Source organism: Cellulosimicrobium sp. KWT-B, from assembly GCF_002127155.1.
GTDB lineage: Bacteria > Actinomycetota > Actinomycetes > Actinomycetales > Cellulomonadaceae > Cellulosimicrobium > Cellulosimicrobium funkei.
Map to the genome: position 1 here is coordinate 584,927 of NZ_NEDO01000003.1, position 26,326 is coordinate 611,252.

Annotated in this window: 22 protein-coding genes; 10 read left to right on the plus strand and 12 right to left on the minus strand. The window is 74.9% G+C overall.

All coding sequences use genetic code 11. The features are described from left to right. Positions 1-74: 74 nt before the first annotated feature. From B9L22_RS12545 to B9L22_RS12560, 4 genes are all read right to left on the minus strand, one after another. A complete protein-coding gene (locus B9L22_RS12545) occupies positions 75-2,282 on the minus strand; it encodes an iron ABC transporter permease (RefSeq protein ID WP_233140075.1) in 2,208 nt (735 codons plus the stop codon). 58 nt (positions 2,283-2,340) lie between these two features. Beyond that, positions 2,341-3,339, minus strand: coding sequence for an iron-siderophore ABC transporter substrate-binding protein (locus tag B9L22_RS12550; protein ID WP_086150597.1), 999 nt, complete (start codon positions 3,337-3,339; stop codon positions 2,341-2,343). Positions 3,340-3,412: 73 nt separating this feature from the next. Then, entirely contained in the window at positions 3,413-4,273 is an 861-nt protein-coding gene (locus tag B9L22_RS12555) for an ABC transporter ATP-binding protein (protein ID WP_051876422.1), read from the minus strand. Between the two features lie 80 nt (positions 4,274-4,353). Then, positions 4,354-5,238 carry an endonuclease/exonuclease/phosphatase family protein gene (locus B9L22_RS12560; protein WP_086150598.1) on the minus strand — a complete coding sequence of 295 codons (885 nt, stop codon included), beginning with the start codon at positions 5,236-5,238 and terminating at the stop codon, positions 4,354-4,356. 105 nt (positions 5,239-5,343) lie between these two features. On the opposite strand from B9L22_RS12560, the gene B9L22_RS12565 reads away from it, so the two are divergent. From B9L22_RS12565 to B9L22_RS12580, 4 genes are all read left to right on the plus strand, one after another. Next, on the plus strand, positions 5,344-5,976 hold the full coding sequence (locus B9L22_RS12565) for a nucleotidyltransferase family protein (RefSeq protein ID WP_076404711.1): 633 nt from the start codon (positions 5,344-5,346) through the stop codon (positions 5,974-5,976). An 85-nt stretch (positions 5,977-6,061) separates the two neighbouring features. After that, positions 6,062-6,511 carry an SRPBCC family protein gene (locus tag B9L22_RS12570; RefSeq protein WP_021483430.1) on the plus strand — a complete coding sequence of 150 codons (450 nt, stop codon included), beginning with the start codon at positions 6,062-6,064 and terminating at the stop codon, positions 6,509-6,511. Further along, positions 6,490-7,485, plus strand: a complete 996-nt coding sequence (locus B9L22_RS12575) for an alpha/beta fold hydrolase (protein ID WP_086150599.1) — start codon at positions 6,490-6,492, stop codon at positions 7,483-7,485. The genes B9L22_RS12570 and B9L22_RS12575 overlap by 22 nt, the downstream gene beginning before the upstream one ends. Next, complete coding sequence (locus B9L22_RS12580) at positions 7,482-8,186, plus strand: triacylglycerol lipase (RefSeq protein ID WP_086150600.1); 705 nt, start codon at positions 7,482-7,484, stop codon at positions 8,184-8,186. The genes B9L22_RS12575 and B9L22_RS12580 overlap by 4 nt, the downstream gene beginning before the upstream one ends. Before the next feature lie 9 nt (positions 8,187-8,195). Here B9L22_RS12580 and B9L22_RS12585 read toward each other — a convergent pair whose 3' ends face one another. Together B9L22_RS12585 and B9L22_RS12590 are read right to left on the minus strand one after the other, a co-directional pair. Continuing rightward, positions 8,196-10,430 (minus strand): AAA family ATPase, encoded by a 2,235-nt coding sequence (locus B9L22_RS12585; RefSeq protein WP_233140076.1) that lies wholly within the window; start codon positions 10,428-10,430, stop codon positions 8,196-8,198. 87 nt (positions 10,431-10,517) lie between these two features. Further along, positions 10,518-11,399 carry an RNA methyltransferase gene (locus B9L22_RS12590; protein WP_233140077.1) on the minus strand — a complete coding sequence of 294 codons (882 nt, stop codon included), beginning with the start codon at positions 11,397-11,399 and terminating at the stop codon, positions 10,518-10,520. 89 nt (positions 11,400-11,488) lie between these two features. On the opposite strand from B9L22_RS12590, the gene B9L22_RS12595 reads away from it, so the two are divergent. The 3 genes from B9L22_RS12595 (at position 11,489) to B9L22_RS12605 (ending at position 15,126) form a co-directional block, all read left to right on the plus strand. Then, on the plus strand, positions 11,489-11,740 hold the full coding sequence (locus tag B9L22_RS12595; protein ID WP_086150602.1) for a type II toxin-antitoxin system Phd/YefM family antitoxin: 252 nt from the start codon (positions 11,489-11,491) through the stop codon (positions 11,738-11,740). Next, complete coding sequence (locus B9L22_RS12600; RefSeq protein ID WP_086150603.1) at positions 11,737-12,150, plus strand: type II toxin-antitoxin system VapC family toxin; 414 nt, start codon at positions 11,737-11,739, stop codon at positions 12,148-12,150. The genes B9L22_RS12595 and B9L22_RS12600 overlap by 4 nt, the downstream gene beginning before the upstream one ends. 84 nt (positions 12,151-12,234) lie before the next feature. Beyond that, positions 12,235-15,126, plus strand: a complete 2,892-nt coding sequence (locus B9L22_RS12605) for a cation-transporting P-type ATPase (protein ID WP_086150604.1) — start codon at positions 12,235-12,237, stop codon at positions 15,124-15,126. Here B9L22_RS12605 and B9L22_RS12610 read toward each other — a convergent pair. Then, positions 15,050-16,198: a glycosyltransferase gene (locus tag B9L22_RS12610; protein ID WP_086150605.1), complete on the minus strand. Its 1,149-nt coding sequence runs from the start codon at positions 16,196-16,198 to the stop codon at positions 15,050-15,052. The two genes, B9L22_RS12605 and B9L22_RS12610, sit on opposite strands and share 77 nt — an antisense overlap. Beyond that, complete coding sequence (locus B9L22_RS12615; RefSeq protein WP_086150606.1) at positions 16,198-17,262, minus strand: phosphodiester glycosidase family protein; 1,065 nt, start codon at positions 17,260-17,262, stop codon at positions 16,198-16,200. The genes B9L22_RS12610 and B9L22_RS12615 overlap by 1 nt, the downstream gene beginning before the upstream one ends. Before the next feature lie 152 nt (positions 17,263-17,414). Between B9L22_RS12615 and B9L22_RS12620 the strand changes: the two genes are divergently transcribed. The 3 genes from B9L22_RS12620 (at position 17,415) to B9L22_RS12630 (ending at position 20,065) form a co-directional block, all read left to right on the plus strand. Then, on the plus strand, positions 17,415-19,181 hold the full coding sequence (locus tag B9L22_RS12620) for an FAD-dependent oxidoreductase (RefSeq protein WP_086150607.1): 1,767 nt from the start codon (positions 17,415-17,417) through the stop codon (positions 19,179-19,181). Then, entirely contained in the window at positions 19,178-19,537 is a 360-nt protein-coding gene (locus tag B9L22_RS12625; protein ID WP_086150608.1) for a rhodanese-like domain-containing protein, read from the plus strand. Before B9L22_RS12620 ends, B9L22_RS12625 begins: the two co-directional genes overlap by 4 nt. A 255-nt stretch (positions 19,538-19,792) precedes the next feature. Continuing rightward, on the plus strand, positions 19,793-20,065 hold the full coding sequence (locus B9L22_RS12630) for a metal-sensitive transcriptional regulator (RefSeq protein WP_086150609.1): 273 nt from the start codon (positions 19,793-19,795) through the stop codon (positions 20,063-20,065). 76 nt (positions 20,066-20,141) lie between these two features. Here the strand turns inward: B9L22_RS12630 and B9L22_RS12635 are convergent, their stop codons facing one another. The 4 genes from B9L22_RS12635 to B9L22_RS12650 all read right to left on the minus strand — a co-directional run bounded on the left by B9L22_RS12635 (position 20,142) and on the right by B9L22_RS12650 (position 26,325). Further along, a complete protein-coding gene (locus tag B9L22_RS12635) occupies positions 20,142-22,241 on the minus strand; it encodes an ABC transporter ATP-binding protein (RefSeq protein ID WP_198947288.1) in 2,100 nt (699 codons plus the stop codon). After that, a complete protein-coding gene (locus B9L22_RS12640; protein ID WP_043653937.1) occupies positions 22,238-23,971 on the minus strand; it encodes an ABC transporter ATP-binding protein in 1,734 nt (577 codons plus the stop codon). Before B9L22_RS12640 ends, B9L22_RS12635 begins: the two co-directional genes overlap by 4 nt. 113 nt (positions 23,972-24,084) lie before the next feature. Next, the gene (locus tag B9L22_RS12645) at positions 24,085-24,834 is read right to left on the minus strand and encodes a TetR/AcrR family transcriptional regulator (protein ID WP_158097208.1); all 750 of its coding nucleotides are present in this window, start codon (positions 24,832-24,834) and stop codon (positions 24,085-24,087) included. Positions 24,835-24,996: 162 nt separating this feature from the next. Continuing rightward, on the minus strand, positions 24,997-26,325 hold the full coding sequence (locus B9L22_RS12650; protein WP_086150611.1) for an SPFH domain-containing protein: 1,329 nt from the start codon (positions 26,323-26,325) through the stop codon (positions 24,997-24,999). Position 26,326 lies beyond the last annotated feature (1 nt).

Genomic DNA, 26,326 nt, shown 5'->3' on the forward strand with positions numbered 1-26,326 from the left:
TGAGCTAACCTCCGCGCCCACCGCGGGGTCAACCCGTCCGGGACGCGGACCTGCGCCCGGCGGGGTGAGACACGTCACGCTCCGCGGCCGCGGCTGCGCCAGAGCAGGTAGACGAAGTACGGCGCGCCCAGCAGCGCGGTGCCGAGACCCGCGGGGATCTGCCCCGGCGCGATGACGACGCGGCCCAGCGTGTCCGCGACGGACACGAGGAGGGCCCCGAGCAGCATCGCGACGGGCACGACCCGGGAGTGCCGCGACCCGACGAGCGCGCGGGCGGCGTGCGGCGCGACGAGGCCCACGAACGCGAGCGCCCCGATCGCGCACACGGCCGCGGCGGTGAGCAGCGCGGCGACGCCGAGCAGGAGCAGCCGCGTGCGGTCGAGCGCGACGCCGAGGACGCGCGGCGTGTCGTCGTCGAGCGCCACGACGTCGAGGTCGCGCCGGAACACCGCGGTGAGCGGGGTGAGCACGAGCAGCGCGAGCGCGACGGGGATCAGCTGCTCGAGCGTGCGCCCGTACGTGGAGCCCGACAGCCACGTGAGCGCGAGGTTCACGTCCCACGGCGCGACGACGACGACGAGCAGCGTGATGATCGCCATCACCCCGGCCTGGGCGCCGATGCCGATGAGCACGAGCCGGTCAGAGCTCAGCCCGCCGCGGTAGGAGAGCCCGTAGACGAGCCCGAACACGGCGAAGGCCCCGACCGCGGCGGCGGCGGACATCGGCCAGATCCCGACGCCGGGGACGAGCAGGATCATCGTCACGGCACCGAGGCCGGCGCCCGACGTCACGCCGAGCAGGCTCGGCTCCGCGAGCGGGTTGCGGCACACGGCCTGCACGATCGTGCCGGCGAGCGCGAGCGCGGCGCCCGCGAGGAGGGCCGCGAGCACGCGCGGGACGCGCTGGTCGAGCACGAACGTCACGTGCCGGCCCGCGACGCCGGCCCACCAGTTCGCGACGTCGCCCAGCAGCACGACCCGGTCGCCGAGCAGGAGGCCCGCGACGGCGGCCGCGGCGACGGCGAGCGACAGGACGACCACGACCACGACGACCGCGCGCCGCGAGCGCGGCCGGCTCAGCGCACCGTGCCCGCCGCGGGACGACGCGGGCCCCGAGTCGCGCAGGCGGCGCGCGAGCCACACGAGCAGGATCGCGCCGAGGACGGTCGTGACGATGCCGGTCGGCACCGCGATCGAGAGCGTCCCGGGCAGCAGGAGGCGGAGCAGGACGTCGGCACCGAGCACGACGACCACGCCGACGAGGGCCGCGAAGGGCAGGAGGAGGACGTGCCGCCCGAGCCCGGGCACGCGACGTGCGACGAGGCGGGCCACGACGGGCGCCGCGAGACCGACGAACCCGACCGGCCCGGCGACGGTCACGGCGATCGAGGCGAGCAGGACGGCGACGAGCACCGAGGCGACGCGCGTGCGGCGCACGTCGACGCCGAGGACGGTCGCGGCGTCGTCCCCGAGGCCGAGGAGGTCGAGCCGGCGCGCGAGGACGAGCGCGGCGAGGACGCCGACCACGACGACGGGCGTGGCCAGCGTGACCGTGCGCGTGCCCGACTGGACGATCGAGCCGCTCCCCCACGCGAACAGGCCCATCGTCTCCTGCTCGAACAGCACGAGGAGGACCGTCGTCAGCGAGTGGAGCGCGAGCATGATGGCGGAGCCGGCGAGCACGAGCCGGGTCGGCCCGTCGGCGCCGCCGCGCGCCAGGACGAGCACGAGCCCGGCCGCGGCGAGCCCGCCGAGGAACGCGAGGCCGCCCTGGAGGTAGAACGGGACGGAGAGGCCGAACGCGGCGACCACGACGACCGTGAGGTAGGCGCCCGCGTTGACCGCGAGCGTGTCGGGCGACGCGAGCGGGTTGCGGGCGACCGACTGGAGCACCGCGCCGGCGACGCCGAGCGCGACCCCCAGCAGCAGGCCGGCGAGGAGCCGCGGCACGCGCGACGCGACGAGGACGGCGACCGTCTGGTCGACCCCGTCTCCCCCGGTCGCGAGGCGCAGCAGGTCGAGCGGGCCGACGTCGGCCGTGCCCTGCGTGAGGTGCACGGCGGCGAGCACGAGCGCGACGACGACCGCCGCGAGGAACGCGCCCGCGACCCCGAGGCGCGACGTCCGCGCGCGGGGGGCGACCGCCGTCGGGCCCGGGGCGGTGCCGGCGCCCGGGGGGACGCCGCCCTCCGGGCCGTCCGCGCCGGGGACGACGGCCGGAGCCGGGTCCTCCAGGAGGAGGGTGTCCGGCTCCGGCGCGGTGCGCTGCTCTCGCCTGCTCACAGTGGGTCTCGTCAGCCTTCTCGTCGTCCTGGCGGGGTGCGCCCGGGAGGGTGCCGCGTCAGGCCGTCAGGGCCTCGACGACCGCGTCGGCGTAGGCCGCGGCGGACAGCGGGCCGCCGAACATCCAGATGCCGTCGGGCAGACGGTGCACGTCGCCGGCCGTGACGAACGGGAGCTGCTCCCACACGGCGTTGCCGGCGAGGCCCTCCTCGAACGGGTTCGCCTCGGAGTCGCTCGCGACGTAGAGGAACTGCACGTCGCCGAGCTGGGTGAGGCCCTCGACGTCGGTCTGCGCGAGGCCGTAGTCGGGGTCGCCGCCCTCGGTCCAGGCGTTGACGAGGCCGATCTCCTCGCCGATGGCGCCGAAGAAGGAGCCCGGCGTGTACATGCGGATCGAGACGGCGCCGTTCGTCACCCAGCCGTCGGCCATCGTGAACTCGGCCCCGGCGAGGCCCGCCTCGTCGAGCGCGGTGGTGGCCTCGGCGATCTTCGCGTCGTACTCCTCGAGCGCGGCGGCCGCCTCGTCCTCGCGGCCCGTCACGGTGCCGAGCGTCTCGACCGTGGAGCGCATGTAGCCGATGGGGTCCTCGCCGTCGGAGCCGCGCAGCGCGAGCACCGGCGCGACCTCCTCGATCTGCGCGATGACGTTCTCCGGCAGGTCCGTGGTCGTCACGACGAGGTCCGGCTCGAGCGCCGAGATCGCGTCGAGGCTGGGCTCGCCGCGCGTGCCGACGTCGGGCGTGCTCGCGTCGATCGGCGCGACGGTGTCCCACGTGTTGTAGCCCTCGACGTCCGCCTGGCCGACGGGCTCGACGCCCAGCGCCACGAGGTTCTCCGTGAGGCCCCACTCGAGCGAGACGATGTCGGTGGCCGGGGCGTCGAGGGTGACCTCGCCGCGCTCGTCGGTGACGGTGACCGGGCCGGACGCGGCGTCGGTCGTCGCGCCGTCGGACGAGCCGTCGGTCGCAGGCTCCTCGGTCGTGCCGCACGCGGTGAGCGCGAGCGCGGTCGCGAGCGCGACGGCGCCCACGGCGAGGGAACGGGTGGTCGAGCGCATGGGTGTCCTTCGGGTTCGGTGCGGAGGAGTACGAAGAGGTGCGGAGAGCGCGGCCCGGCGGCCGGCCGCGCGGTCAGACGAGGACGGCCGCGTCCAGCCGGGCGGCGTGCCGACCGAGCGGCTCGCAGCACGTGCGCCCCGTGAGGGGGTGCGTGTAGACGTCGACGTGGATGCCGTAGACCTCGGTGAGGAGCTCGGTCGTGAGCACGTCCTCGGCCCGGCCCGTGGCGCGCACGACGCCGCCGTGGAGCAGGACGACGTGGTCGGCCACCGCGGCGGCCTGGTTGAGGTCGTGCAGGACGACGCCCACCGCCACGCCGTGCTCGCTCGCCAGGTCGCGGACCAGGTCGAGCAGCTCGACCTGGTAGCGCAGGTCGAGGTACGTCGTCGGCTCGTCGAGCAGGAGCACCTTCGTGTCCTGCGCGAGGCACGTCGCGAGCCACACGCGCTGCAGCTCGCCGCCGGAGAGCTCGTCGACGCCGCGATCGGCCATCGCGGTGATGCCCGTGACGTCCATGGCGTGCGCGATCGCGCGCGGGCCGTCGGGGTCGTTCGAGCGGAACCGGCCGCGGTAGGGGTGGCGCCCGTAGGCGACGACGTCGCGCACGCTCACGCCCGACGGCGTGGGCCGGCTCTGCGACAGGAGCGTCACGCGCCGCGCGAAGTCCTTGGCGTGGAGCGCGAGCGCGTCGGGCTCGTCGTCCAGGGCGACGGTCCCGGCGTCGGGCCGGTGCAGGCGCGCGAGCGAGCGCAGGAGGGTCGACTTGCCCGAGCCGTTGGGCCCGATGAGGGCCGTGACGGCACCCGGGGCGAGCTCGAGCGCGGCGCCGTGGACCACGGTGCGGTCGTCGTAGGACAGCCGCAGGTCGTGACCCGCGAGCGCCGGTGCGCCGGGCAGGCCCGGCGCGACCGAGGCAGCTGAGGTTCCACTCACAAAGGTGAGGCTAATCTATGTCGCCCGCCCGGAACCAGCCCCTCGCGCCCGTGTGACGGGGCTCACGAACGGCGTCGTGGTCAGCCCTCGGCGGCCCGCCCGGCCCGCCGTCGGGGCTCTCCCGCGCCCGCGGTGGGCGGCGCATGGTCCTCGTCCGCCGCGTGCGCGCGCGTCGGGGACGCGTGCCGCTCCCCGCCGAGCGCGACGGGCACGACGAGCGCCCGGTGGTCCGACAGCCCCGTGTCGACCGCGACGGCGGGCGCCGTCGCCCGGACCGGGCCGTGCGCGAGCACGTGGTCGAGCTGGCGCGCGGGCTCGCCGACGGGGAACGTCGGCGCAGAGGCGAGGGGGCGCCACCCGCTCGTGCGCGCGGCCTGGGGCGCCTCGATGTTGAGGTCGCCGAGCAGGACGACGGGCTCGCCGTCGGGCACGTCGGCGGCGAGCTCCCGGGTGAGCCGCACGAGCTGCGTGAGGTTGCGCCCCGGCACGAAGGTCAGGTGCGTGCACACGACCGTCACCGGCCCGCCCGGCGCCTCGACGCGCGCGACGAGGGCCGCGCGCGGCTCGTCGCGCACGAGCGTCGGCAGCCGGCGCCCGGGGAAGCGCACGGGCACGCGCGTGCGGGGCGCGGGGAGCAGGACGGTGCGCCACGCCGTGACGGGGTACCGGCTCACGACGGCGATCCCGTAGGCGGCGCGGCCCGGCTGGTGCTCCCCCGTCGGCGCGGTCCACACGCCCGGCTCGCCGACGAGCGTCGCGACGAACCGGTGGTCGACGGCGCCCACCGCCTCGGCCGCGACCGCGGTGAGGTCGGCGCGGTGCGAGCGGGGCTGGTCCCGGTCCACCTCCTGGAGCGCGAGGACGTCCGCGTCGAGGGCCCGGACGGCACCGGCGAAGCGGTCGACGTCGACGCGGTCGTCGACGAGCGACCGTCCGTGCAGGATGTTGAACGTCGCGAGGCGCACCCTCCCGATTGTGGGGACCACGGCCCGACGCCGCACGCGCTCGGCCGGGCGGCCGCTCCCTCGTGGCGACGTGCCAGCACCCCCGGGGTGGTGTAGACCCTGGGCATGGTGGACGACAGGGACGCACTGCACGACGGCCTCCGGATGACCGCCGCGGCGCTGGCCGAGGCCGAGATCCCGCACGCGCTCGTCGGCGGCTACGCGGCGTGGGCGCGCGGGGCGCCGGAGCCGAGCCACGACGCCGACTTCGCGATCCGCGAGGTGGACGTGGACCGCGCGCGCGAGGTGCTGCGCGAGGCGGGGCTCGAGATCACGGAGCCGACGGAGAACTGGCTCTTCAAGGCGTACCACGGGGGCGAGCTCATCGACGTCCTGTACCGGATGGTCGGCGAGCCGATCGACGACGACCTGCTCGCGCGCACCGACGAGCTCGAGGTCCTCGCGGTCCGCATGCCCGTGCTGTCCGCGACCGAGATCATGGCGTCGAAGCTGCGCGTCCTCGGCGAGCACTACTGCGACTTCTCGCGGCTCCTGCCGGTCGCGCGGGCGATGCGCGAGCAGATCGACTGGTCCGACGTCCGGGAGCGCGTGGACGACAACCCGTACGCCCGCGCGTTCCTGTTCCTCCTCGACGAGCTCGCCGTCGTGGACGCGCAGGACATGGGCGACGACTCCCTCGGCTCGCGCACCGACGCGGCCGAGCCGGCGTCCGGGGACCCGTCGAGCGCGCTGGAGTGAGGCCGAACCCCGTTCGCCGCGCGAGCGGGACGGACCCCGGGAAGGGTGTGGTCGTACCGCCCGCCAACCACAGGAGGTATCACCGATGAGCACGGTCACCCAGTCGATCGACGTCGACGTCCCCGTCCGCACGGCCTACGACCAGTGGACCCAGTTCGAGGAGTTCCCCCGCTTCATGGAGGGCGTCGAGGAGATCCGCCAGCTCGACGCGACGCACACGCACTGGAAGACGAAGATCGGCGGCGTCGAGCGCGAGTTCGACGCGGAGATCACCGAGCAGCACCCCGACGAGCGGGTGGCGTGGAACAGCACGTCGGGCCCCGACCACGCGGGCGTCGTGACCTTCCACCGGCTGAACGACACGCAGACCCGCGTCACGGTCCAGCTCGACTGGACGCCGGAGGGGGTCGTGGAGAAGGTGGGCGACGTCCTCCAGCTCGACGAGCGCCGCGTCAAGGGCGACCTCGCCCGGTTCAAGGAGTTCATCGAGTCCCGCGGGGCCGAGACGGGCGCGTGGCGAGGAGACGTGAGCTGACGACCCGGAGCACGTCGTCTGCCACGGCCGGCGAGGACACCCAGCACGTCACGGAGCGGGTCCGGTTCGCCCGGGCCCGCTCCGGCGCGTCGTCCGCGCCGTCGACGGCGTCGTCGGCGTCGGCGTCGGCGTCGGCGGCGGCGTCGGCGTCGGCGGGCACCGCGGAGGTGCGCTGCGCGGTCGGCGACCTCACCGCCGTCGTGCACGTGTCCGGGGCGGACGCGCCCGACGTCGTCGTCGTGCTCGTGCACGGCGTCGGGTCGTCGGCGCGCGCGTTCGACCCGGTGCGGCGCGCGCTCCTGCGGCCGGGCGCGCTCCCCCGGGTCGCCGTGCACGCGATCGACCTGCCCGGCTTCGGCGCGGCGCCCCGCGCGCCGCGCGACGTGTCGATCGAGGAGCATGCTGCCGTCGTCGCGGAGCACGTGCGCCGCCACGTGCTCGAGCTGCCCGACGGCGCGCCGCTCCCCGTCGTCGTGCTCGTCGGCCACTCGATGGGCGCGCAGGTCGTCGCCCAGGCCATGGCCGACCACCCCCGCGAGGCGCCCGCCGGGGTGCTCGTCGGGCCGACGGCGGACCGCCACGCCCGCAGCGCGCCGCGCCAGGCGCTGCGGCTCGCGCGCGACGCGGTGGGCGAGCGGCCGCGCGCGCTCGCGACGCTCGCCGTCGACTACGTGCTGCGCTGCTCGCTGCCGCACTACGCGCGCCAGGTCCGGCACATGCTGGCGCACCGGCTCGAGGACGTCGTGCCGCACGTGCCGGGGCGTCTCGTCGTGGTGCGGGGCGCGCACGACCCGATCGCGCCGCGCCTGTGGTGCCGCGAGCTCGCGCTCGCCGCGCCGCGCGGCATGTTCCGCGAGGTCCGGGGACGCCACCACGCGATGGACGCCGACCCGGAGGGGATCGTCGCGGCCGTGCGCGATGCCGGTGGACTGCCGCGCGACCTGCGGCGAGACCTGCCCGGGGACCTGCCGTGAGCGCGCCCCGCTGGCCCCGCTCGCTGCGGCTGCGCGACCGCGCGGTGGACTACGCGTACGTCGCCGCGCGCCAGGTCCAGGGCGCCCTGCGCGCGCGCCGACCCGTCCCGACGGGCCCCGGCGGCGCGAGCCCCGTCGTGCTCCTGCCCGGCGTCTACGAGACGTGGCAGCTGCTCGGGCCGATCGCGACGGCCCTCGCCCGGGCCGGGCACCCCGTGCACGCCGTGCCCGGCCTCGGCTACAACCGGCGCCCGTTCGCCGAGGCGGCCGACCGCACGGCGGCGTTCCTCGAGCGGTCCGACCTGCACGACGTCGTCCTCGTCGCCCACAGCAAGGGCGGCCTCGTCGGCAAGCGCGTCATGCTGTCGGCCGCCGGGCCGCGCGTCGCCGGCATGGTCGCCGTGGCGACGCCGTTCCGCGGCTCGCGCTACGCGCAGTACCTTCTCGGGCGCACGCTGCGCGCGTTCTCGCCGCGCGACGCCGCGCTGGTCGCGCTCGCCGCCGAGCGCGGGGTCGACGCGCGCATCACGGCCGTCTACCCGCGCTTCGACCCCCACATCCCCGAGACCGGGCGCCTCGAGGGCGGACGGAACGTCGAGCTGCCGCTCGCGGGGCACTTCCTCCCGCTCGGCGACCCGGCGCTCGTCGAGGTCGTCGTGCGGGAGGTCGACCGGTTCGCCCGGTCGACCTCCCGCGACTGAGCGGGGCGCTCAGGCCGAGCCGGCGGACTCGCCCACCGCGACGCGCACGAGCTCCTGCGTGCACCGGGTCATCGCCACGTACAGCCCGTTCCACCCGCGCGGCTCGGCGGCGACGCCGTCGGGGTCCACGACGACGACCGCGTCCCACTCGAGGCCCTTCGCCTCCGACGTCCCGAGGACGGGCACGTCCCGGACCGCCGCACGCAGCGTCGGGAGGCGGTCGAGCGGCGCCACGACGCCCACGGTCCCGCCGTCGTACCGGGCCGCGAGGCGTGCGACCTCGGCGGCGACCGTCTCGCCCAGCCGGCCCGGCGCACCGTCCGAGACGACGACGTCCCGCGGCTCGACGCCCGCGTCCCGCACCGCGCGCGGCGGGTCGTTCCGGCTGCCCGCCGCGCGCAGCACCGGCCCGACGAGCGCCATGACCTCGCGCGGGGCGCGGTAGCAGATGGTGAGGTCCGCACGCCGCCAGCGGTCCCCGAGGACCGGCCCGACGGCGTCCGCCCAGTCCGTGTGGCGGTGCGGCGCCTCGGTCTGGTCGACGTCCCCGACGGCCGTCACGGACCGCGTCGGGCAGCGGCGCAGCACCATGTGCCACTGCATGGGCGAGAGCTCCTGCGCCTCGTCGACCACGACGTGCCCGTAGACCCAGTCGCGACGTGCGGCCGCCCGCTGCGCGAGGAACTCGCCCTGCTCGCCGGGCGCGTCGGGAGCCCCCAGCGCGTCGGCGAGCGCGTCGAGCAGCGGCACGTCGCTCGGTGCGAGCGCGGGCGGCTCGCTCGTGACGCGACGCACCTCGGCCGCCGTCAGGTCGGGCGCGTGGCGCGCGAGGAGCGCGGCGTCGCCCAGCAGGTCCGCGAGCGCGGTGCGGACGTCCGTGACGGGCCACCAGGCGTCGACGGCGGCCGCGAACCCGGCGTCGCGCGCGAGGTCCTCCCGGAGCCGGTCGAGGTCCTCCTCGGTGAGCTCGCCGTCGACGTCGCCGCCGCGCGCACCGGTCGTGGGGGCGCGGTCGTCGCGCGCGGCGAGCCCGGCGTCGAGCTTCCCGAGCACGTCCTCGAACCCCTCCTCGACCCGTTCGAGCAGCTCGGCGTGGCGTGCCGCGGCCTCGTCCACGAGAGCGTCGAGCAGCAGGTCCACGGCCCGGCCCCGCGCGGCCAGCACGCTGCGGCCTCCCGCGCGAGAGGCACGCAGGACCTGGGCGACGCGGGCCGCGTCGAGCGTGAGCGGCTCGCCGTCGAGGCGGACCGTCAGTTCTCGCTCGTCCGGGACGAGGGAGTCCGCGTACCGGACGACGACGTCCTGCCACAGCGCGCGCCCCTTGATCTCCGCGACGTCGCGCCCCTCCTCCCGCTCGGGCGCGACGCCGGGCACGAGCGTGTCGCACGTCGCCGAGACGACCGCCGTCTCCCCGAGCGCGGGCAGCACCTGCGCCACGTACTCGAGGAAGCGCGACGACGGCCCGAGCAGGAGGACGCCCCGCTCCGCGAGGTGCGGGTGGGTGAACAGCAGGTATGCGACGCGGTGCAGCGCGACGACGGTCTTGCCCGTCCCGGGGCCGCCCTGCACGACGAGCACCTGGTCCGCCGGGGCACGCACGATCGCGTCCTGCTCCGTCTGGAGGGTCGCGACGGCGGTGCCCATGCGCCCGGTACGGCGCTCCGACAGCGCCGCGAGCAGCGCGCCCTCGCCGACGAGCCCGCCCTCCTCCTCCGCCCCGGTCGCCGAGCCGTCGAGCGGCTCGTCGTCCACGCCGGTGACCCGGTCCCCCGCGGTCCGCACGTGCCGACGCCGCGCGAGACCCTGCGGCTCGCGCGCTGTCGCGGTGTAGAAGGCGCGTGCACCGTCAGCACGCCAGTCGAGCACGAGCGGGTCCGCGTCGTCCTCGGGCGCAGTGATCCCGACGCGCCCGACGTGGCGCGTGACCCCGTCGACGGTGTCGACGCGGCCGAAGACGAGCCCGCTCTCCGCGCGCTCGAGCTCGGTGCGACGGCGGCGCAGCCCAGCGCGCCGCGCGCGCTCGACGACGGACTCGGCACCGGCCGGGTCCGAGACCGCGTCCCGGTAGGCAGCGCCGTCGGCAGGAGCGGTGAGCTGCGCGTCCAGCTCGGCGAGCAGGTCCGCGCGACGGGCGAGCGCGGCGTCGAGGTGCTGCTGCTCCTCGGCGACGGCATGTGCCGCGAGCTCGCGCACGTGGTGGGGGCGGGTGGTGGCGGGCAGGGACGGGGAGGGCTGGACCGGCACGGGACCTCTTCTCGTACGACGTACGGACACGGGCCCAACGCGTCGGGGAGCACCGTTGTTCCCGTCGCTCCCGCCGCGACCGACGAGTCAGGGGACGCGCGTCGCCCAGAACGCGACGGCCGACGCCGCGGCGACGTTGAGCGAGTCCACTCCCCCCGCCATGGGGATCGTCACGACCCGGTCGGCCGCCTCGATCGCGCCGCGCGACAGGCCGTCGCCCTCCGTGCCGAGCACGAGCGCGAGCCGCTCGGGCGGGTCGGCCACGACGTCGTCGAGGCTCACCGCGTCGTCGGCGAGGGCGAGCGCCGCGACCGTGAACCCCTCGTCGCGCAGCAGGTCCAGCCCGCCCGGCCACGTCTCGAACCGCGTCCACGGCACCTGGAACACCGTGCCCATGCTCACGCGCACCGAGCGGCGGTAGAGCGGGTCGGCGCAGCGCGGCGAGACGAGCACCGCGTCCACGCCGAGCGCAGCGGCGGAGCGGAAGATCGCCCCGACGTTCGTGTGGTCCACGATGTCCTCCAGCACCGCGACCCGCCGCGCACCCGTCCCGCCGCCTGCCGCCGAGAGCAGGTCGCGCACGGGGACCAGCGGCGGGCGGTGCATCGCCGCGAGCGCCCCGCGGTGCAGGTGGAACCCGGTGATCGCCTCGAGCACGTCAGGTGCGCCGACGTAGACCGGGACCTGCTCGCCCGTGCTGCCCGGGGCGTCGTCGACCGGCAGCGCGGCGATGTCGTCGGCGAGGTCGTCGAGCCAGCGCTCGGCCATGAGGAACGACCGCGGGCGGTGCCCCGCGGCGAGCGCGCGCCGGATCACCGTCGAGCTCTCGGCGATGTACAGCCCCTTCTCCGGCTCGTGCTTGGACCGCAGCGCGACGTCGGTCAGGCGGTTGTAGTCCGCGAGGCGGTCGTCGGCGGGGTCGGTGACGTGCACGACCCGCAGGCCGGCTCGGGTGCTGGTCTCGCTCACGTCGTCGATTCTCCCAGGCATGCCACGCGCCTTGATCGCCTGCTTCGTCCTGTCTAGTCTGTCCAGACAGGACGAGGAGCGGGGGTCCCATGAGCTGGCAGGTGCAGGACGCGAAGCAACGCCTGAGCGAGGTCTTGCGAGAGGCCGAGAACGGTCCCCAGGTCATCACCCGGCACGGCAAGGAGATCGCCGTCGTCGTCGGGATCGACCTCTACCACGAGCTCACCGGGGTCCGGGTGGAGCTCGCCGACTATCTCCTCGAGGCACCCACGGCGGACGACCTCGACCTCACCCGTGACCGGACTCCGTTGCGCGAGCTCGATCTCGGGGCCGACGCGTGAGGTACCTGCTCGACACGAACGTCGTGTCCGAGCTCGTGCGAATCCGACCGGACGAGCAGGTCGTCGCGTGGCTCCGCGGGCTGCGGACGCCTCAGATCTACCTCTCGGTGCTGACCGTCGGCGAGATCCGCACCGGGGTCCAGCGCCTCATGTCTCGCGACGCCGCGCGGGCGACCGCGCTCGAGACGTGGGTCCACGGTCTCGAGGAGACGTACGGGGACCGCATCCTCCCCGTCACGCTCGAGATCGCGCAGCGATGGCCGGCCGTGCACGCGGCGCGCCCGCTGCCCGTCGTCGACTCCCTGCTCGCGGCGACCGCGCTCGCCCACGGGCTCACGGTGGCGACACGGAACACCCGGGACTTCGTCGACAGCGGCGTCCCCGTCGTGAACCCGTTCTCCTCGCCCTGACCGCTGACCGCCGGCCGCTGGCGTGTCGCGGGTCACGGTCCTTCGCCCCTCGCGCGATCCGGGCATCGGGGGTCGAATAGGGGCATGGGATCCGCGCCGGACGCTGCACCGCCCCCCGCCACGGCGGCCTCCTCGACCTCGGCGAGCGCGACCGAGCGCTCGCTCGACGCGCCGTGGTCGCGCCCGCCCGACGCCGTCCTCGCCGAGCTCGGCACGGACGCGGGCGGCCTCTCCAGCGCCGACGCCGCGACGCGGCTCGGGGAGGTGGGGCCCAACCGGCTGCCGCCGCCGCAGCGCGACCCGCTGTGGAAGCGGATCCTCGTCCACTTCGACGACATCCTCATCTACATCCTGCTCGTCTCGGCGGTGCTCAAGGCGATCCTCGGCGACTGGGTCGACTTCACGGTGATCCTCGCGGTCGCGGTGATCAACGCGGCGATCGGGTTCATCCAGGAGGGGCGCGCGGAGAGCGCGCTCGAAGGAATCCGGAACATGCTGTCCGTCAACGCCGAGGTGCGGCGCGACGGCGCGTGGGCCCGCGTGGACGCCGACGACGTGGTGCCCGGCGACGTCGTGCGCGTGCGCTCGGGCGACCGCGTGCCCGCGGACGTCCGGCTGATCCAGGCGACGAACCTGCGCGTCGAGGAGTCGGCGCTCACGGGCGAGTCGGTCGCGGCGGCAAAGTCGGTGGCCCCGGTCGGGGCGGACGCGGGCGTGGGCGACCGGTCGAGCATGCTGTTCTCGAGCACGCTCGTGGCCGCGGGCCAGGGCGTGGGTGTCGTCACCGCGACGGGGACGGCGACCGAGATCGGCCGGATCCAGACGATGATCTCCGAGGTCCGCAGCCTCGCGACGCCGCTGACGCGCCAGCTCGACCGGTTCGGCAAGCTGCTCGCGGTGCTCATCCTCGCGATGGCCGTCGTCATGGTCATCATCGGCCGGGTCGTGCACGACTTCTCGGTGCCCGACCTCATCTCGGCGTCCATCGGCTTCGCCGTCGCCGCGGTGCCGGAGGGCCTGCCCGCGCTCGTGACGATCACGCTCGCGCTCGGGGTGCAGCAGATGGCCCGGCGCCGCGCTATCACGCGCAAGCTCCCCGCGGTCGAGACGCTCGGCTCGGTGACCACGATCTGCTCGGACAAGACCGGCACGCTCACCAAGAACGAGATGACGGCGCGTACGGTCCGCACGAGCGGGCGCACCTTCGCGGTCGCGGGCGCGGGGTACGCGCCCGTGGGAGACGTGACCGTGCCCGACGACGCACCCCGCCCCGGGTCGACCGGCGCATTCGGCGAGGTGGACGGCGCGGGCGAGGGACCGGCGTCGGGCACCCGGCACGCGGACCTCGCCGACGACCGCGACCTCGCGGCCCTCGCGAGGGTCATGATGCTGTGCAACGACGCGCGGATCGTGCCCGACGGCGAGGACACCGACGGCTGGCGGCTCGTCGGCGAGCCGACGGAGGGCGCGCTGCGCACGCTCGGCATGAAGGCCGGCGTCGACCCGACGGGGTGGCGGCGCGTCGCCGTCGTGCCGTTCGAGTCCGAGAACAAGTTCATGGCCACGCTCGACGCCGACCCCGACGGCGGCCTGCACGTGCACGTCAAGGGCGCGCCCGACCGCGTCCTCGACCGCTGCGCGACCCAGCTCGGCCCGGACGGCGGCAGCGAGCCGCTCGACCGCGCGTTCTGGGACGCGCAGATCGACGCGCTCGGCGGGCAGGGTCTGCGCGTGCTGGCAGCCGCGCGACGCCCGGCCGCCGACGGCACGGCGGACCTCGACGTCGCCGACGTCGCGGACGGCCTGGAGCTGTGCGGGCTCGTCGGCATCGTGGACCCGCCGCGCCCCGAGGCGATCGAGGCCATCGCCGAGTGCCGCGACGCGGGCATCCGCGTGAAGATGATCACCGGCGACCACGCGGGCACCGCGCTCGCGATCGGCCGCGAGATGGGCATCGTCGACGCCCACGACGGCTCGTCCGCGCCGGCCGTGCTCACCGGCCCCGAGCTCGAGGAGATGAGCACGGAGCGGCTTCGCCAGGTGGTGCGCGACGTCGACGTGTACGCGCGCACGAGCCCCGAGCACAAGATCCGCATCGTGTCCGCGCTCCAGTCGCACGGCGAGGTCGTCGCGATGACGGGCGACGGCGTCAACGACGCCCCCGCGCTCACCCAGGCGGACGTCGGCGTCGCGATGGGCATCAAGGGCACCGAGGCGACCAAGGAGGCCGCCGAGGTCGTGCTCGCCGACGACAACTTCGCGACCATCGAGCGAGCCGTGAAGGAGGGGCGGCGGATCTACGACAACATCCGCAAATCCGTCCTGTTCCTGCTCCCGACCAACGGCGCGCAGTCGCTCGTCATCCTCGTCGCGGTCCTGTTCGGCCTCACCCTGCCGCTCCAGCCGGTCCAGGTGCTGTGGATCAACATGATCACCGCGGTCACGCTCTCGCTCGCGCTCGCGTACGAGAAGGCGGAGCCCGACGTCATGCGCCGCGCCCCGCGCGACCCGAAGGCGTCGATCCTCGACGGCGCGTACGTGCGCCGCATCCTGCTCGTGTCGCTCCTCATCGGCGGCGCGACCATCCTGCTGTTCTACGTCGAGCGGGCGCAGGGCGTCCCGCTCGCCGAGGCCCAGACGACGGCGGTCACGATGCTCGCTCTCGGCCAGCTCGCCTACCTGTTCAACTGCCGGTTCCTCGACCGGTCGAGCCTCACGCTCGACGTGCTGCGCGGCAACCGGGTGGTCTGGGTCTCGGCGGCGACGCTGCTCGCGCTGCAGGCCGTCTTCGTCTACGCGCCGTTCATGCACTCGTGGTTCGACTCGGCGCCCATCGCGCTCGCGGAGTGGGGCAAGACGCTCGGGCTCGCGCTCGTCGTCTTCCTGCTCGTCGAGGTCATCAAGTGGGTCGGCCGGCGCTGGACGGCGCGCGACCACGTGCCCGCGCTCGTCGAGCGGCACGACGGTCAGCACTGAGAGGCGCGAACACCACGCGCCGCTGCGCCTCGTAGCTCGTCGCGACGAGCACGACGTCGGTGCCGACCTTGGCCGCGAGGAGCGGCAGGCCGATCCCGGTCAGCAGCGCGAGCAGCCCGTAGCTCGCCGCGAGCAGCACGGCCGCGAGCGCCACGTACCGGGCCGCCGCGACGCGCAGCGGGAGATCGCGCCCGCCCGGGAACACCAGGCGGCGGTTCACGGCGAAGTTCACGCCCGCGCTGAGCAGGCGCGCGCCCACCACGGCTGCGAGGAGCGACCCGGTGAGCGCGTGCAGTACGAGCAGCGCGACGACGTCGACCGCGGCCGAACCGAGCGACGACGCCGCGAACCGCACCAGCGGCGCCCACACGCGCAGCGAGTCGGCGACGGGCCGGAAGTGCGAGGACGCGTTGTCGTCGAGGTACACCGTCGCGACGTCCACCTCGACGATCCGGCGGCCCGCGCGGGTCGCCTCGAGGAGCGCGCGCAGCTCGTACTCGTACCGGTCCCCGCGCACGGCGAGGAGATCGCCGAGCAGGCCCGGCCCGTAGGCGCGCAGACCGGTCTGGGTGTCCCGGACCCGCGTGCCGGTCGTCGCCGCGAACGCCCAGCGGGTCGCGGCGTTGCCGACGCGGCTGCGCACCGGCACGTCGCCCGCGAAGCGGCGCGCGCCGAGCACGACGGCCTCGGGCTCGGCCTGCGAGCGCGCGGCGACCCGCAGCACGTCGACGACGGTGTGCTGCCCGTCCGCGTCGGCGCACACCACGCCGTGGCCGGGCAGCCGGTCGCGCACCCACCGGATCCCGGTCCGCAGCGCGTAGCCCTTCCCACGGTTCACCGGGACGGTGAGCACCACGGCGCCCAGCGCTCGCACCGTGCGGAACACTCCCCCGCACCGCCGGTCGCTGCCGTCGTCGACCACCACGACCGGGGACCCGGGGACGGCCGCCCGCAGCGCGTCGACGAGCGCGACGAGCCGCGCGTCGGGCTGGTACGCGGGGACCACGACGGCGGTCCGCGCGACGCTCGTCGCCGGGTCCGCGGGCTGCTCGCGCGTGGTCGCGGCGGCCATCAGGCACCGTCCGCGACGTACAGGACGTCGGACGTGCCACGCTCACGGCCCTGCGACGGGCTGTTGACGACCTCGCCGTCGAACCAGAGGGTCGAGGACCCGCCGCCGTCGATGTTGTAGGCGGTCGTCGCGCCGAGGTCCTGCAGGATCCGGGCGAGCTCGGTCGTCGTCGCGCCGCGCGAGTAGCCCTCCTGACGGCCGTCCACGACGACGAGGACGAGGTGGTTCTCGTCGACGACCCCGATCGCCGTGCGCGGCTGCTCGCCCTGGATCGAGTGGTTCCCGACGTTCGTGTCGACCTCGACGTCGTCGATCCCGGCCACGACCTCGCCGTCCTCGACGAGCGCGGGCCCGAACGACAGCGTGTTCCACACCCCGGCGGCGACGAGGCTCTGCGCGTCCGTCGTCGTCTCGTCGTAGACCTCGACGTGGCCGTCGCGGTAGAGCGCGAGGCCCTCGCGCGCGCCCTCGTCCCGGTACACGACGCCGTTGCGGACGACGATGCCGGTGTCGCGGAACCCGTAGTAGTCGCCGTTGACCGCGAGGACGGCGCCGTTGTCGGCAGCGATGTCCGACGTCGTCTCCGTGATGTTCGTGCCGAACGCGTCCTGTGCGAACGCGGAGCGCAGGCCCGTCATGTCGGAGAGCACGACGTCGGCCACGTAGTACGTCAGGGTGTCGTCGCCCGACCCGGTGGTCACCCGGGAGACCGTGATGCTCGTGCTGTCGGACGTGTACGTGTCGCCGTCGACCGTCCCGGTGCCCGCGGAGGTGCCCGCCGAGGTGCCGGTCGAGGCGCCCGCGTCGTCGTCCGCGGTCGCCCCCTGGCCCGACGCCCCGCTCGCGTCGAGACCCTGCGAAGCCTCGTACGCCGACACGTCGTCGATCTCGACGTGCTCGACGACGAACCGGTCCAGCGCCCACGCCGTGGCACCGCCCAGCGGGAGCAGCACCGCGAGGGCGGTGACGAGGGCGGCCCGCCACCGCCGTCGGCGTCGGGACGCGGGCGGCACGGGCGGCACGGGCGAGGCGGGCGGGGCGGCGTTCGCGGTGGGGGTGCTCATGGGCCGTGTCTACGGAGCGGGGGTGTGCCGCCGGGATGCCACGGCTGTCCGTCGGCTGTGAGCGACGCGCGCCACCGTCCCGCGCGTCCCGTGACCGACCTCTCAGCCCGTCGGCTTGCCTCCAGGGATACCCCCGGGGGTATCGTCGAAGCATGATCCCCTCGACCCCCGGCTCGACGACCCATCCGTCCGACCCCGACGGCGCCCGCCGCATCGTCGTCGTCGGCGGCGTCGCGGGCGGCATGAGCGCCGCCGCGCGCGCCCGCCGTCTCGACGAGAGCGCGTCGATCATCGTGCTCGAGCAGTCCGACCACGTCTCGTTCGCGGGCTGCGGCCTGCCGTACCAGGTGGCGGGCGAGATCGCCGAGCGTGACGCCCTCCTGCTGCACACGCCCGCCTCGCTCCGCGCGAGCCTCGACCTCGACGTGCGGACGCGTCACCGCGTCACCGCGGTCGACCGCGCGGCGCGCACGGTCACCGTCGCCGCCGAGGACGGCACGTACGAGCTCGGCTACGACGCGCTCCTCCTCGCGCCCGGCGCGACCACCGTGCTCCCGCCCGTCGCGGGCCTCGACCACCCGGCCGTGCACACGCTGCGGACCATGGCGGACCTCGACGCCCTGTCGGCCCGGCTCGCGCAGCTCGAAACGGAGGTCGCCGCGGGCCGCACGGCCCCGCTGCGGGCCGTCGTCGTCGGCGCGGGCTTCATCGGGCTCGAGGCCGTGGAGGCCCTCGTCGGCCGTGGTCTCACGGTCGACGTCGTCGAGCGCGCCGACCAGGTGCTCCCGCCGCTGGAGCCCGACCTCGCGCCGCTGCTCGCGGCCGAGCTCCGCGACCACGGCGTCGGGCTCCACCTCGGGAGCTCCGCGAGCGCCGTCGTGCCGCAGCCCGAGGGCGCGGACCACGCCGTCGCGCTCGAGCTCACGGACGGTACCGCCCTCGACGCCGACGTGGTGCTCGTGAGCGTCGGGGTGCGGCCCGCGAGCGATCTCGCGGCGGCTGCCGGGCTCGCGCTCGGCGAGCGCGGAGCGATCCGCGTCGACGCCGACCAGCGCACGTCCGACCCGCACGTGTGGGCCGTCGGCGACGCCGTCGAGGTCGTGCACGCGGTCACCGGCGCGACGGGCCCCGTCCCGCTCGCCGGCCCCGCCAACCGCCAGGGCCGGCGCGCCGCGGACTCGATGCTGGGCCACCGGACGACACCGCAGGCGCCCGTGCTGGGCACCGCGATCGTGCGCGTGTTCGGCCTCACCGCCGCCGTGACCGGGCCGAGCCACGCGACCCTGGCGGCGGCCGACGTCGTGCACGAGCAGGTGCGCGTCCATGCGGCCCACCACGCGGGCTGGTTCCCCGGCGCCGAGCCGGTCCACGTGACGGCGAGCTTCGCGCCCGACGGCCGCCTGCTCGGCGCGCAGGCCGTGGGCCGCGCGGGGGTGGACAAGCGCATCGACGTGCTCGCGACCGCGCTGCGCGCCGGGCTCACGGCCGACGACCTCGCCGAGCTCGAGCTCGCGTACGCCCCGCCCTACGGCGCCGCCAAGGACGTCGTCAACATGCTGGGGTTCGTCGCGCAGAACGTGCTCGACGGCACCATGCCGCAGTGGCACGCGGCCGACCTCGACGAGGTCGTCGCGACGTCGCTCGTGCTCGACGTCAGGTCGCGCGCCGAGCACGCCGGCGGCCACCTCGACGGCGCCCTCAACGTGCCGCACACCGAGCTGCGCGAGCGGCTCGACGAGGTGCGTGCCGCCGCGGCGGGGCGCCCCGTCGCCGTGCACTGCGCGAGCGGCGTGCGGTCGTACCTCGCCACCCGTGTCCTGCTCGCCGCCGGGCTCGACGCGCGCAACCTCTCCGGCGGCTGGCTCACCCTGACCACCACGCCGCGCGCCGCGCGCACCCTCGAAGGAGTCCCCGCATGATCGACCGTCTCCGCCGCCTGTTCTCCCGCGCGTCCGACGACGGCGGCGTGCGCCCGACCGTCGACGCCGCCACCGCGGTGCAGCTCGTCCGCGACGGCGCGACGCTCCTCGACGTGCGCGAGCGCGACGAGTGGCGCGCCGGGCACGCGCCCCAGGCCGTGCACGTGCCGCTCGCCGACGTCCCGTCGGCCGCGCCGCGGCGCCTGCAGGACGGCGCGACCGTCGTCGTCGTGTGCGCGTCGGGGATGCGCTCGCGCACCGCGGCGCGCCAGCTCCGCTCGCTCGGCTACGCCGCGACGAGCCTGTCCGGCGGGCTCGGCGCGTGGCAGGCCGCGGGCGGAGCCGTGCGACGCTGATCCTGCGCCACCACGCACGGGCCGCCCGCGGCCCCGCCGAGCCCCGACCCCCGATCGACCCCCACACCCGAGGAGACCCACCATGTGCAGTCCCGCCCTGTGCCGCACCTGCGGCAAGACCACCTGGACCGGCTGCGGCATGCACGCCGACGAGGTCATGGCCGAGGTGCCGCCCGAGCAGCGCTGCACCTGCGCCTGACCAGGCACGCCACGACGAGAACCGACAAGAACACCGACGAACGCAGGAGGACGACCGTGGAGCTCGACCCCACCGACATGGGCAAGGTCGCCAACCGGCTCAAGCGCGCCCAGGGCCAGCTCGCGGCCGTCGTGCGCATGCTCGACGAAGGGCGGGACTGCGAGGACGTCGTCACGCAGCTCTCCGCCGTCTCGCGCGCCCTGGACCGGGCCGGGTTCGCGATCATCGCGTCCGGCATGCGCCAGTGCCTCACCGAGCCGACCGAGGACGGCGAGGACCCGACGCTCGACGTGGCGAAGCTCGAGAAGCTCTTCCTCTCGCTCGCCTGAGCGCGACGGCCGGAACGCACGCGGCCCGCACCTCGCCTCACCCCTCGGGGGTGGGCGCGGTGCGGGCCGCGGCGTGTCAGCGTCCCGCGGGAGCGCCCACGCCCTCCGGGTCCTCCGCCTCGGCGTCGAGCGGCGCCGCGAACTGGCTCTCGTACAGCCGGGCGTAGGCGCCGCCGGCCGCGAGCAGCTCGTCGTGCGACCCCTGCTCGACGATCGAGCCGTGCTCCATGACGAGGATCGTGTCCGCGTCGCGGATCGTCGACAGGCGGTGCGCGATGACGAACGACGTGCGGCCCTCGCGCAGCGCGTTCATCGCCTGCTGCACGAGCACCTCCGTGCGCGTGTCGACGGAGCTCGTCGCCTCGTCGAGCACGAGGATCGCCGGGTCGGCGAGGAAGGCGCGCGCGATGGTGAGGAGCTGCTTCTCCCCCGCGCTCACGCTCGAGCCCTCGTCGTCGATCACCGTGGCGTACCCGTCGGGCAGCGTGCGCACGAACGGGTCGACGTGCGTCGCACGCGTCGCGGCGAGGAACGCCTCGTCGTCCACGGTGCGGCCGTCGCGGACGCCGTAGCGCAGGTTCTCCTCGATCGTGCCCTTGAAGAGCCACGTGTCCTGCAGGACCATCCCGATGTCGGAGCGCAGGTCGTCGCGCGTCATGTCCCGCGTGTCCACGCCGTCGAGCGTGATCCGGCCACCGTCCACGTCGTAGAACCGCATGAGCAGGTTGACGAGCGTCGTCTTGCCCGCGCCCGTCGGCCCGACGATCGCGATCGTCTGGCCCGGCTCCACCACGAGGTCGAGGTGCTCGATGAGCGGGACGTCCGGGTCGTAGGAGAACGAGACGTCCTCGAACGCGACGCGGCCGCGCACCGGGTCGACCGTCTTCGCGGGCGACGGGTCCGGCGTCTGCTCGTGGGCGTCGAGCAGGTCGTACACGCGCTCCGCCGACGCGACGCCCGACTGGAGCAGGTTCATCATCGACGCGATCTGGGTGATGGGCTGCGTGAACTGCCGCGAGTACTGGATGAACGCCTGCACGTCACCGAGGGTCATCGTGCCCGACGCGACCCGCAGGCCGCCCACGACCGCGACGATCACGTAGTTGAGGTTCGCGAGGAAGCCCATCGCGGGCTGGATGGTGCCCGAGATGAACTGCGCGCGGAAGCTCGCGTCGTAGAGCGCCGCGTTCTCGCGCTCGAAGTCGTCGATCGCGGCCTGCTGGTGGCCGTACACCTTGACGAGCGTGTGGCCGGTGTACATCTCCTCGATGTGCGCGTTGAGGCGGCCCGTCGCGGCCCACTGCCGGATGAACTGCGGCTGGGACCGCTTCGCGATCTGCGCCGTGACCAGGACGGACAGCGGCACGGTGACGAGCGCGACGACCGCGAGCAGCGGCGAGATCCAGAACATCACGCCGAGCACGCCGACCACCGTGAGCACGGACGTCACGAGCTGGGACAGCGTCTGCGTGAGCGTCTGGGAGATGTTGTCGATGTCGTTCGTCACGCGCGAGAGGATCTCGCCGCGCGCGTTGCGGTCGAAGTACGACAGCGGCAGGCGCGCCAGCTTGGCCTGCACCTCGCCCCGCAGCCGGTAGACCGTTCGCTGCACGACGATCGCCGTGATGCGCCCCTGGAGCCAGCCGAAGAGGAACGAGCCGACGTACACGGCGAGCACCCACGCGAGCACGGTCGCGAGCGCGGTGAAGTCGATGCCCTCGCCGGGGACGAGGCCGGGGACGCCCGAGACGAGGTCCGCGATCTGGTCCTGCCCCTGGGCGCGCAGCGCGTCGACGGCCTGGGCCTGCGTCACGCCGGCCGGAAGCTGCGAGCCGACGACGCCCGCGAAGATGATGTTCGTCGCGTTGCCGAGGAGCTTCGGCCCGGCGACCGCGAGCGCCACGGACACCACGCCGAGGATCACGACGGCGACGATCGGCACGCGCTCGGGGCGCAGCGAGGCCACGAACCGGCGCAGGGAGCCCTTGAAGTCGAGCGCCTTCTCCCCGGGGACGCCCATGCCGCCCATGGGGCCGTGCCCGCCGCCACCGCGGGGTCGGCCCGCGAGCCGGGTCCCGGCGACGTCGCGCCCGCCGGCCGCCGCGGGTGCGCCGGTCTCGGGAGCGCCTGTGCCCGACGTCGCGGGCGTGCGCGAGGCGTCCTGCTCGCCGCTCATGCTGCCTCCTCGATCGAGAGCTGGGAGTAGACGATCTCCTGGTACGTCTCGTTGGACTCGAGGAGCTCGGCGTGCGTGCCGCGACCGACGATGCGGCCGTGGTCGAGCACGAGGATCTGGTCGGCGCCCCGGATCGTCGCGACGCGCTGCGCCACGACGATCACGGTCGAGCGCCGCGTGCGGGGCGCGAGCGCCGCGCGCAGGCGGGCGTCCGTCGCGTAGTCGAGCGCGGAGAACGAGTCGTCGAACAGGTAGACCGCCGGGTCGCGCACGATCGCGCGGGCGATCGCGAGCCGCTGGCGCTGACCGCCCGAGAAGTTCGTGCCGCCCTGCGCGACCGGTGCGTCGAGGCCGCCGTCGAGCGCCTCGACGAAGTCGCGCGCCTGCGCCACCTCGAGGGCCTCCCACATCTGCTCCTCGGTGGCGTCGGGCCGGCCGTAGCGGAGGTTGTCGGCGACCGTCCCGGAGAACAGGTAGGCCTTCTGCGGCACGAGGCCGAGGAGGGAGCCGAGGTCCGCGCCGGTGAGGTCGCGCACGTCGGTCCCGTCGATCCGCACGGAGCCGCCCGTCACGTCGAACAGCCGCGGGACGAGGTTGAGGAGCGTCGTCTTGCCGGAGCCGGTCGAGCCGATGATCGCCGTCGTCCGCCCGGGCTCCGCGACGAACGACACGTCGTGGAGCACGGGCTCCTCGGCCCCCGGGTAGCGGAACTCGACGCCGTCGAGCTCGACGCGGCCCGTCCGCGTGGTGAGGGCGACGGGCCGCTCGGGCTCGACGACCGTCGCGCGGGTCTGCATGACGTCGGTGATGCGCTCCGCGGAGACGGCCGCGCGCGGCACCATCATGAACATCATCGTCGACATCATCACGGCCATGAGGATGTACATGAGGTACGACAGGAACGCGGTGAGCGCACCGACCTCCATGTCGCCGGCGTCGATCTGACGCCCGCCGAACCACAGCACCGCGATGCTCGACGCGTTCATGACGAGCATGACGGTCGGGAACATGAGCGCCATGAGCTTGCCCGCCTTGAGCGAGACGTCGAACAGGGCGTCGTTCGCGACGTCGAACCGCTCGGCCTCGCGGCGCTCGCGCACGAACGCGCGGATCACGCGGATGCCCGTGATCTGCTCGCGCAGCACGGCGTTGATGCCGTCGATCTTCTTCTGCATCTGCCGGAAGTAGGGCACCATCCGCCAGATGATGAGCCCGACGCTCACCCCGAGGACCGGCACGATGACGAGCAGCAGGCCGGAGAGCTCGACGTTCTCCTGCAGCGCCATGACGACGCCGCCGACCAGCATGATCGGCGCCATGACCATGATGGTCAGCGAGAGCAGCACGAGCATCTGCACCTGCTGCACGTCGTTCGTCGTGCGGGTGATGAGGGACGGCGCTCCGAACTGGCCCATCTCCTGGGCCGAGAAGCGCTGCACGTTGGTGAACAGCCCGGCGCGCACGTCGCGGCCGAACGACATGGCGACGCGCGCGCCGAAGTAGACGGCCGCGACCGCGCACACGACCTGGCCCAGGCTCACGAGGAGCATGAGGCCCCCGGTGCGCATGATGTAGGCGGTGTCGCCCTGCGTGACGCCCTGGTCGATGATGTCGGCGTTGAGGCTCGGCAGGTAGAGCGACGCGAGCGTCGCGAGGAGCTGGAGCACGAGGAGGACGACGATCGGCGTCCGGTAGGGACGCAGTCGCGTCCGCAAGAGGCTGACGAGCATGGGCTTCCTGTCCGGGAGGGGGCTGCGGGACGAGGGCGCGAGCCGCGGGTCGCGGGTGCGCGGGGCGGGCGGCACCGGGCGAGGGCGCGCGCGCGTCGTGGACGGGCCGCCGGTCAGGGCGACGGGTCGGTCGTGACGTCCGCCCCGATGCCGCCGAGGATGAGGTCGGCGAGCTGCACGGCGTCGAGCCTGTCACCGCCCGAGAGGTGCGGCAAGGCGTTTCCGAAGACGAGCGAGAACAGCGCCCGCGCGGCCAGCGCCGGGTCCACGCGCAGCTGCGCCCGGTGCGCCGCGAGCTTGCTCTCGATCGCCGCGACGATCTCGCGCGCCGAGCGCTCCCGGGCGTCGAACCCGGCCCGACGGGCGTCCCGGCCGTCCCCGGCCCGCATCCGGCGCACGGCCTCGGCGCGGTCGGCCGTCGCGCGGTGCGGGTCGAGCACCTGGTGCGCGGCGGCGAAGATGCGCATGCCGACGCGCTGCGCCTCGAGCAGGAACTCGACGATGCTCACGACGAGCGGGCGCAGCCCGTCGCCGTCCGGGAGCGTGCCGATCGCGGCGACGGCGGGCGCCGGGTCGAGCGAGCGCACGACCGCCGCGTGCAGGATCTCGTCCTTGTCCGCGAACGCGCGGAACAGCGTGCCCTCCGCGACGCCCGCGGCGTCGGCGATCTGGCGCGTCGTCACGGCGGCGCCGTGCTGGACGAGCAGCGGGATCGTCGCGGCGGCGATCGCGTCGCGGCGCTCCTCGCGCGAGAGCGGCCGTGCGCGGGTGCGCTCCGGGGTGGACGCCTCGGACCGCGCGCCCGAGGGCGCGTCGAGAGGAGCGTCGGGCGGGGCGTCGGAGGGAACGGAGACGGGGACCACGCCTCGACGGTAACTGAGTGAGCACTCACTCTCAAGGTCGTCCGCTCCCGGCGAACCTCCCGCGGGCGGCACGACGACGCCCCCGCACCCGGGTGGGTGCAGGGGCGTCGTCGTGCGTGGCCGGGACCACCGCGGCCGCTCGGGCTGCGCGGTGGCGCCCCGTCAGTGCCGCGGCGAGAAGGACGGCGGCCCGCCGGCGGGCGGCTCGTCGCGCGGGGGCTCGTCCGTGGTCGGCGCGTCCTCGACGATCGGCTGCGGAGGCGGCGGCGCGTACTGCGACGGCCCGCCCAGCGGACGCGGCGTGGCGGTCCCGGGCTCCGGCGCGGCCGCGTGGTGCTCGCCGGGGCCGCCCGGGTGCTGGCCCCGCTCGGTCTGCGGGTCGAACGGCAGGCCCGACCGCGTGCCGGAGCTCGTCGCGTCCGCGGTCGCGGCCTCCGCCTGACGCCGCGCCTCGGCCAGGGCCTCGGCGGGGTCGGTCAGCGACGGGACGCCGAACTTCACGCGGTCGCGGTCGCGCTCGCGACGCGCCTCGGCGCTCGCCTCGGCCGCCTCCGCGTCCTCGGCGGGGCCCCCGCTCGGCACTCCCCCGCCGTCGATCCCCGGCACGCCGCCGAACCCCTTGGCGATCGAGCCGAGCGCCGCGGTGAACTCCGTCGGCACGACCCACAGCTTGCTCGCCGTGCCGTTCGCGATCTGCGGGAGCATCTGGAGGTACTGGTAGGCGAGCAGCTTCGGGTCCGCGTCGCCCTCGTGGATGGCGTCGAAGACCTGGAGGATCGCGCGCGCCTCGCCCTCGGCCCGGAGGATCTGGGACTGCGCGTCACCCTCGGCCCGGAGGATCGCCGCCTGCTTCTCACCCTCGGCCGTGAGGATCTGCGACTGCTTGACACCCTCCGCGGTGAGGATCGCGGCGCGGCGGTCACGCTCGGCGCGCATCTGCTGCTCCATGGAGCCCTGCACGCTGGGCGGCGGGTCGATCGACTTGAGCTCGACGCGGTTCACGCGGATGCCCCAGCGGCCGGTCGCCTCGTCGAGCACGCCGCGGAGCTGGCCGTTGATCTGGTCGCGGCTCGTGAGCGTCTGCTCAAGGTCCATCGAGCCGATGACGTTGCGCAGGGTCGTGACGGTGAGCTGCTCGATCGCGGTGATGTAGTTCGCGATCTCGTAGACCGCGGACTTCGGCTCGGTGACCTGGAAGTAGATCACCGTGTCGATGCTCACCACGAGGTTGTCGGACGTGATGACCGGCTGCGGCGGGAACGACACGACCTGCTCGCGCAGGTCCACCGAGGCGCGGACGCGGTCGATGAACGGCACCAGCAGGTGCAGGCCCGGCTCGAGCGTGCGCGAGTACCGGCCCAGGCGCTCGACGATGATCGCGACCGCCTGCGGCACGATGCGCACCGCCTTGACGAGCGCGACGATCACGAAGATCAGGATCAGCGCGAGGACGACGTACGCGAGGATCGTTCCGGGACTGGGGTCGTTCATC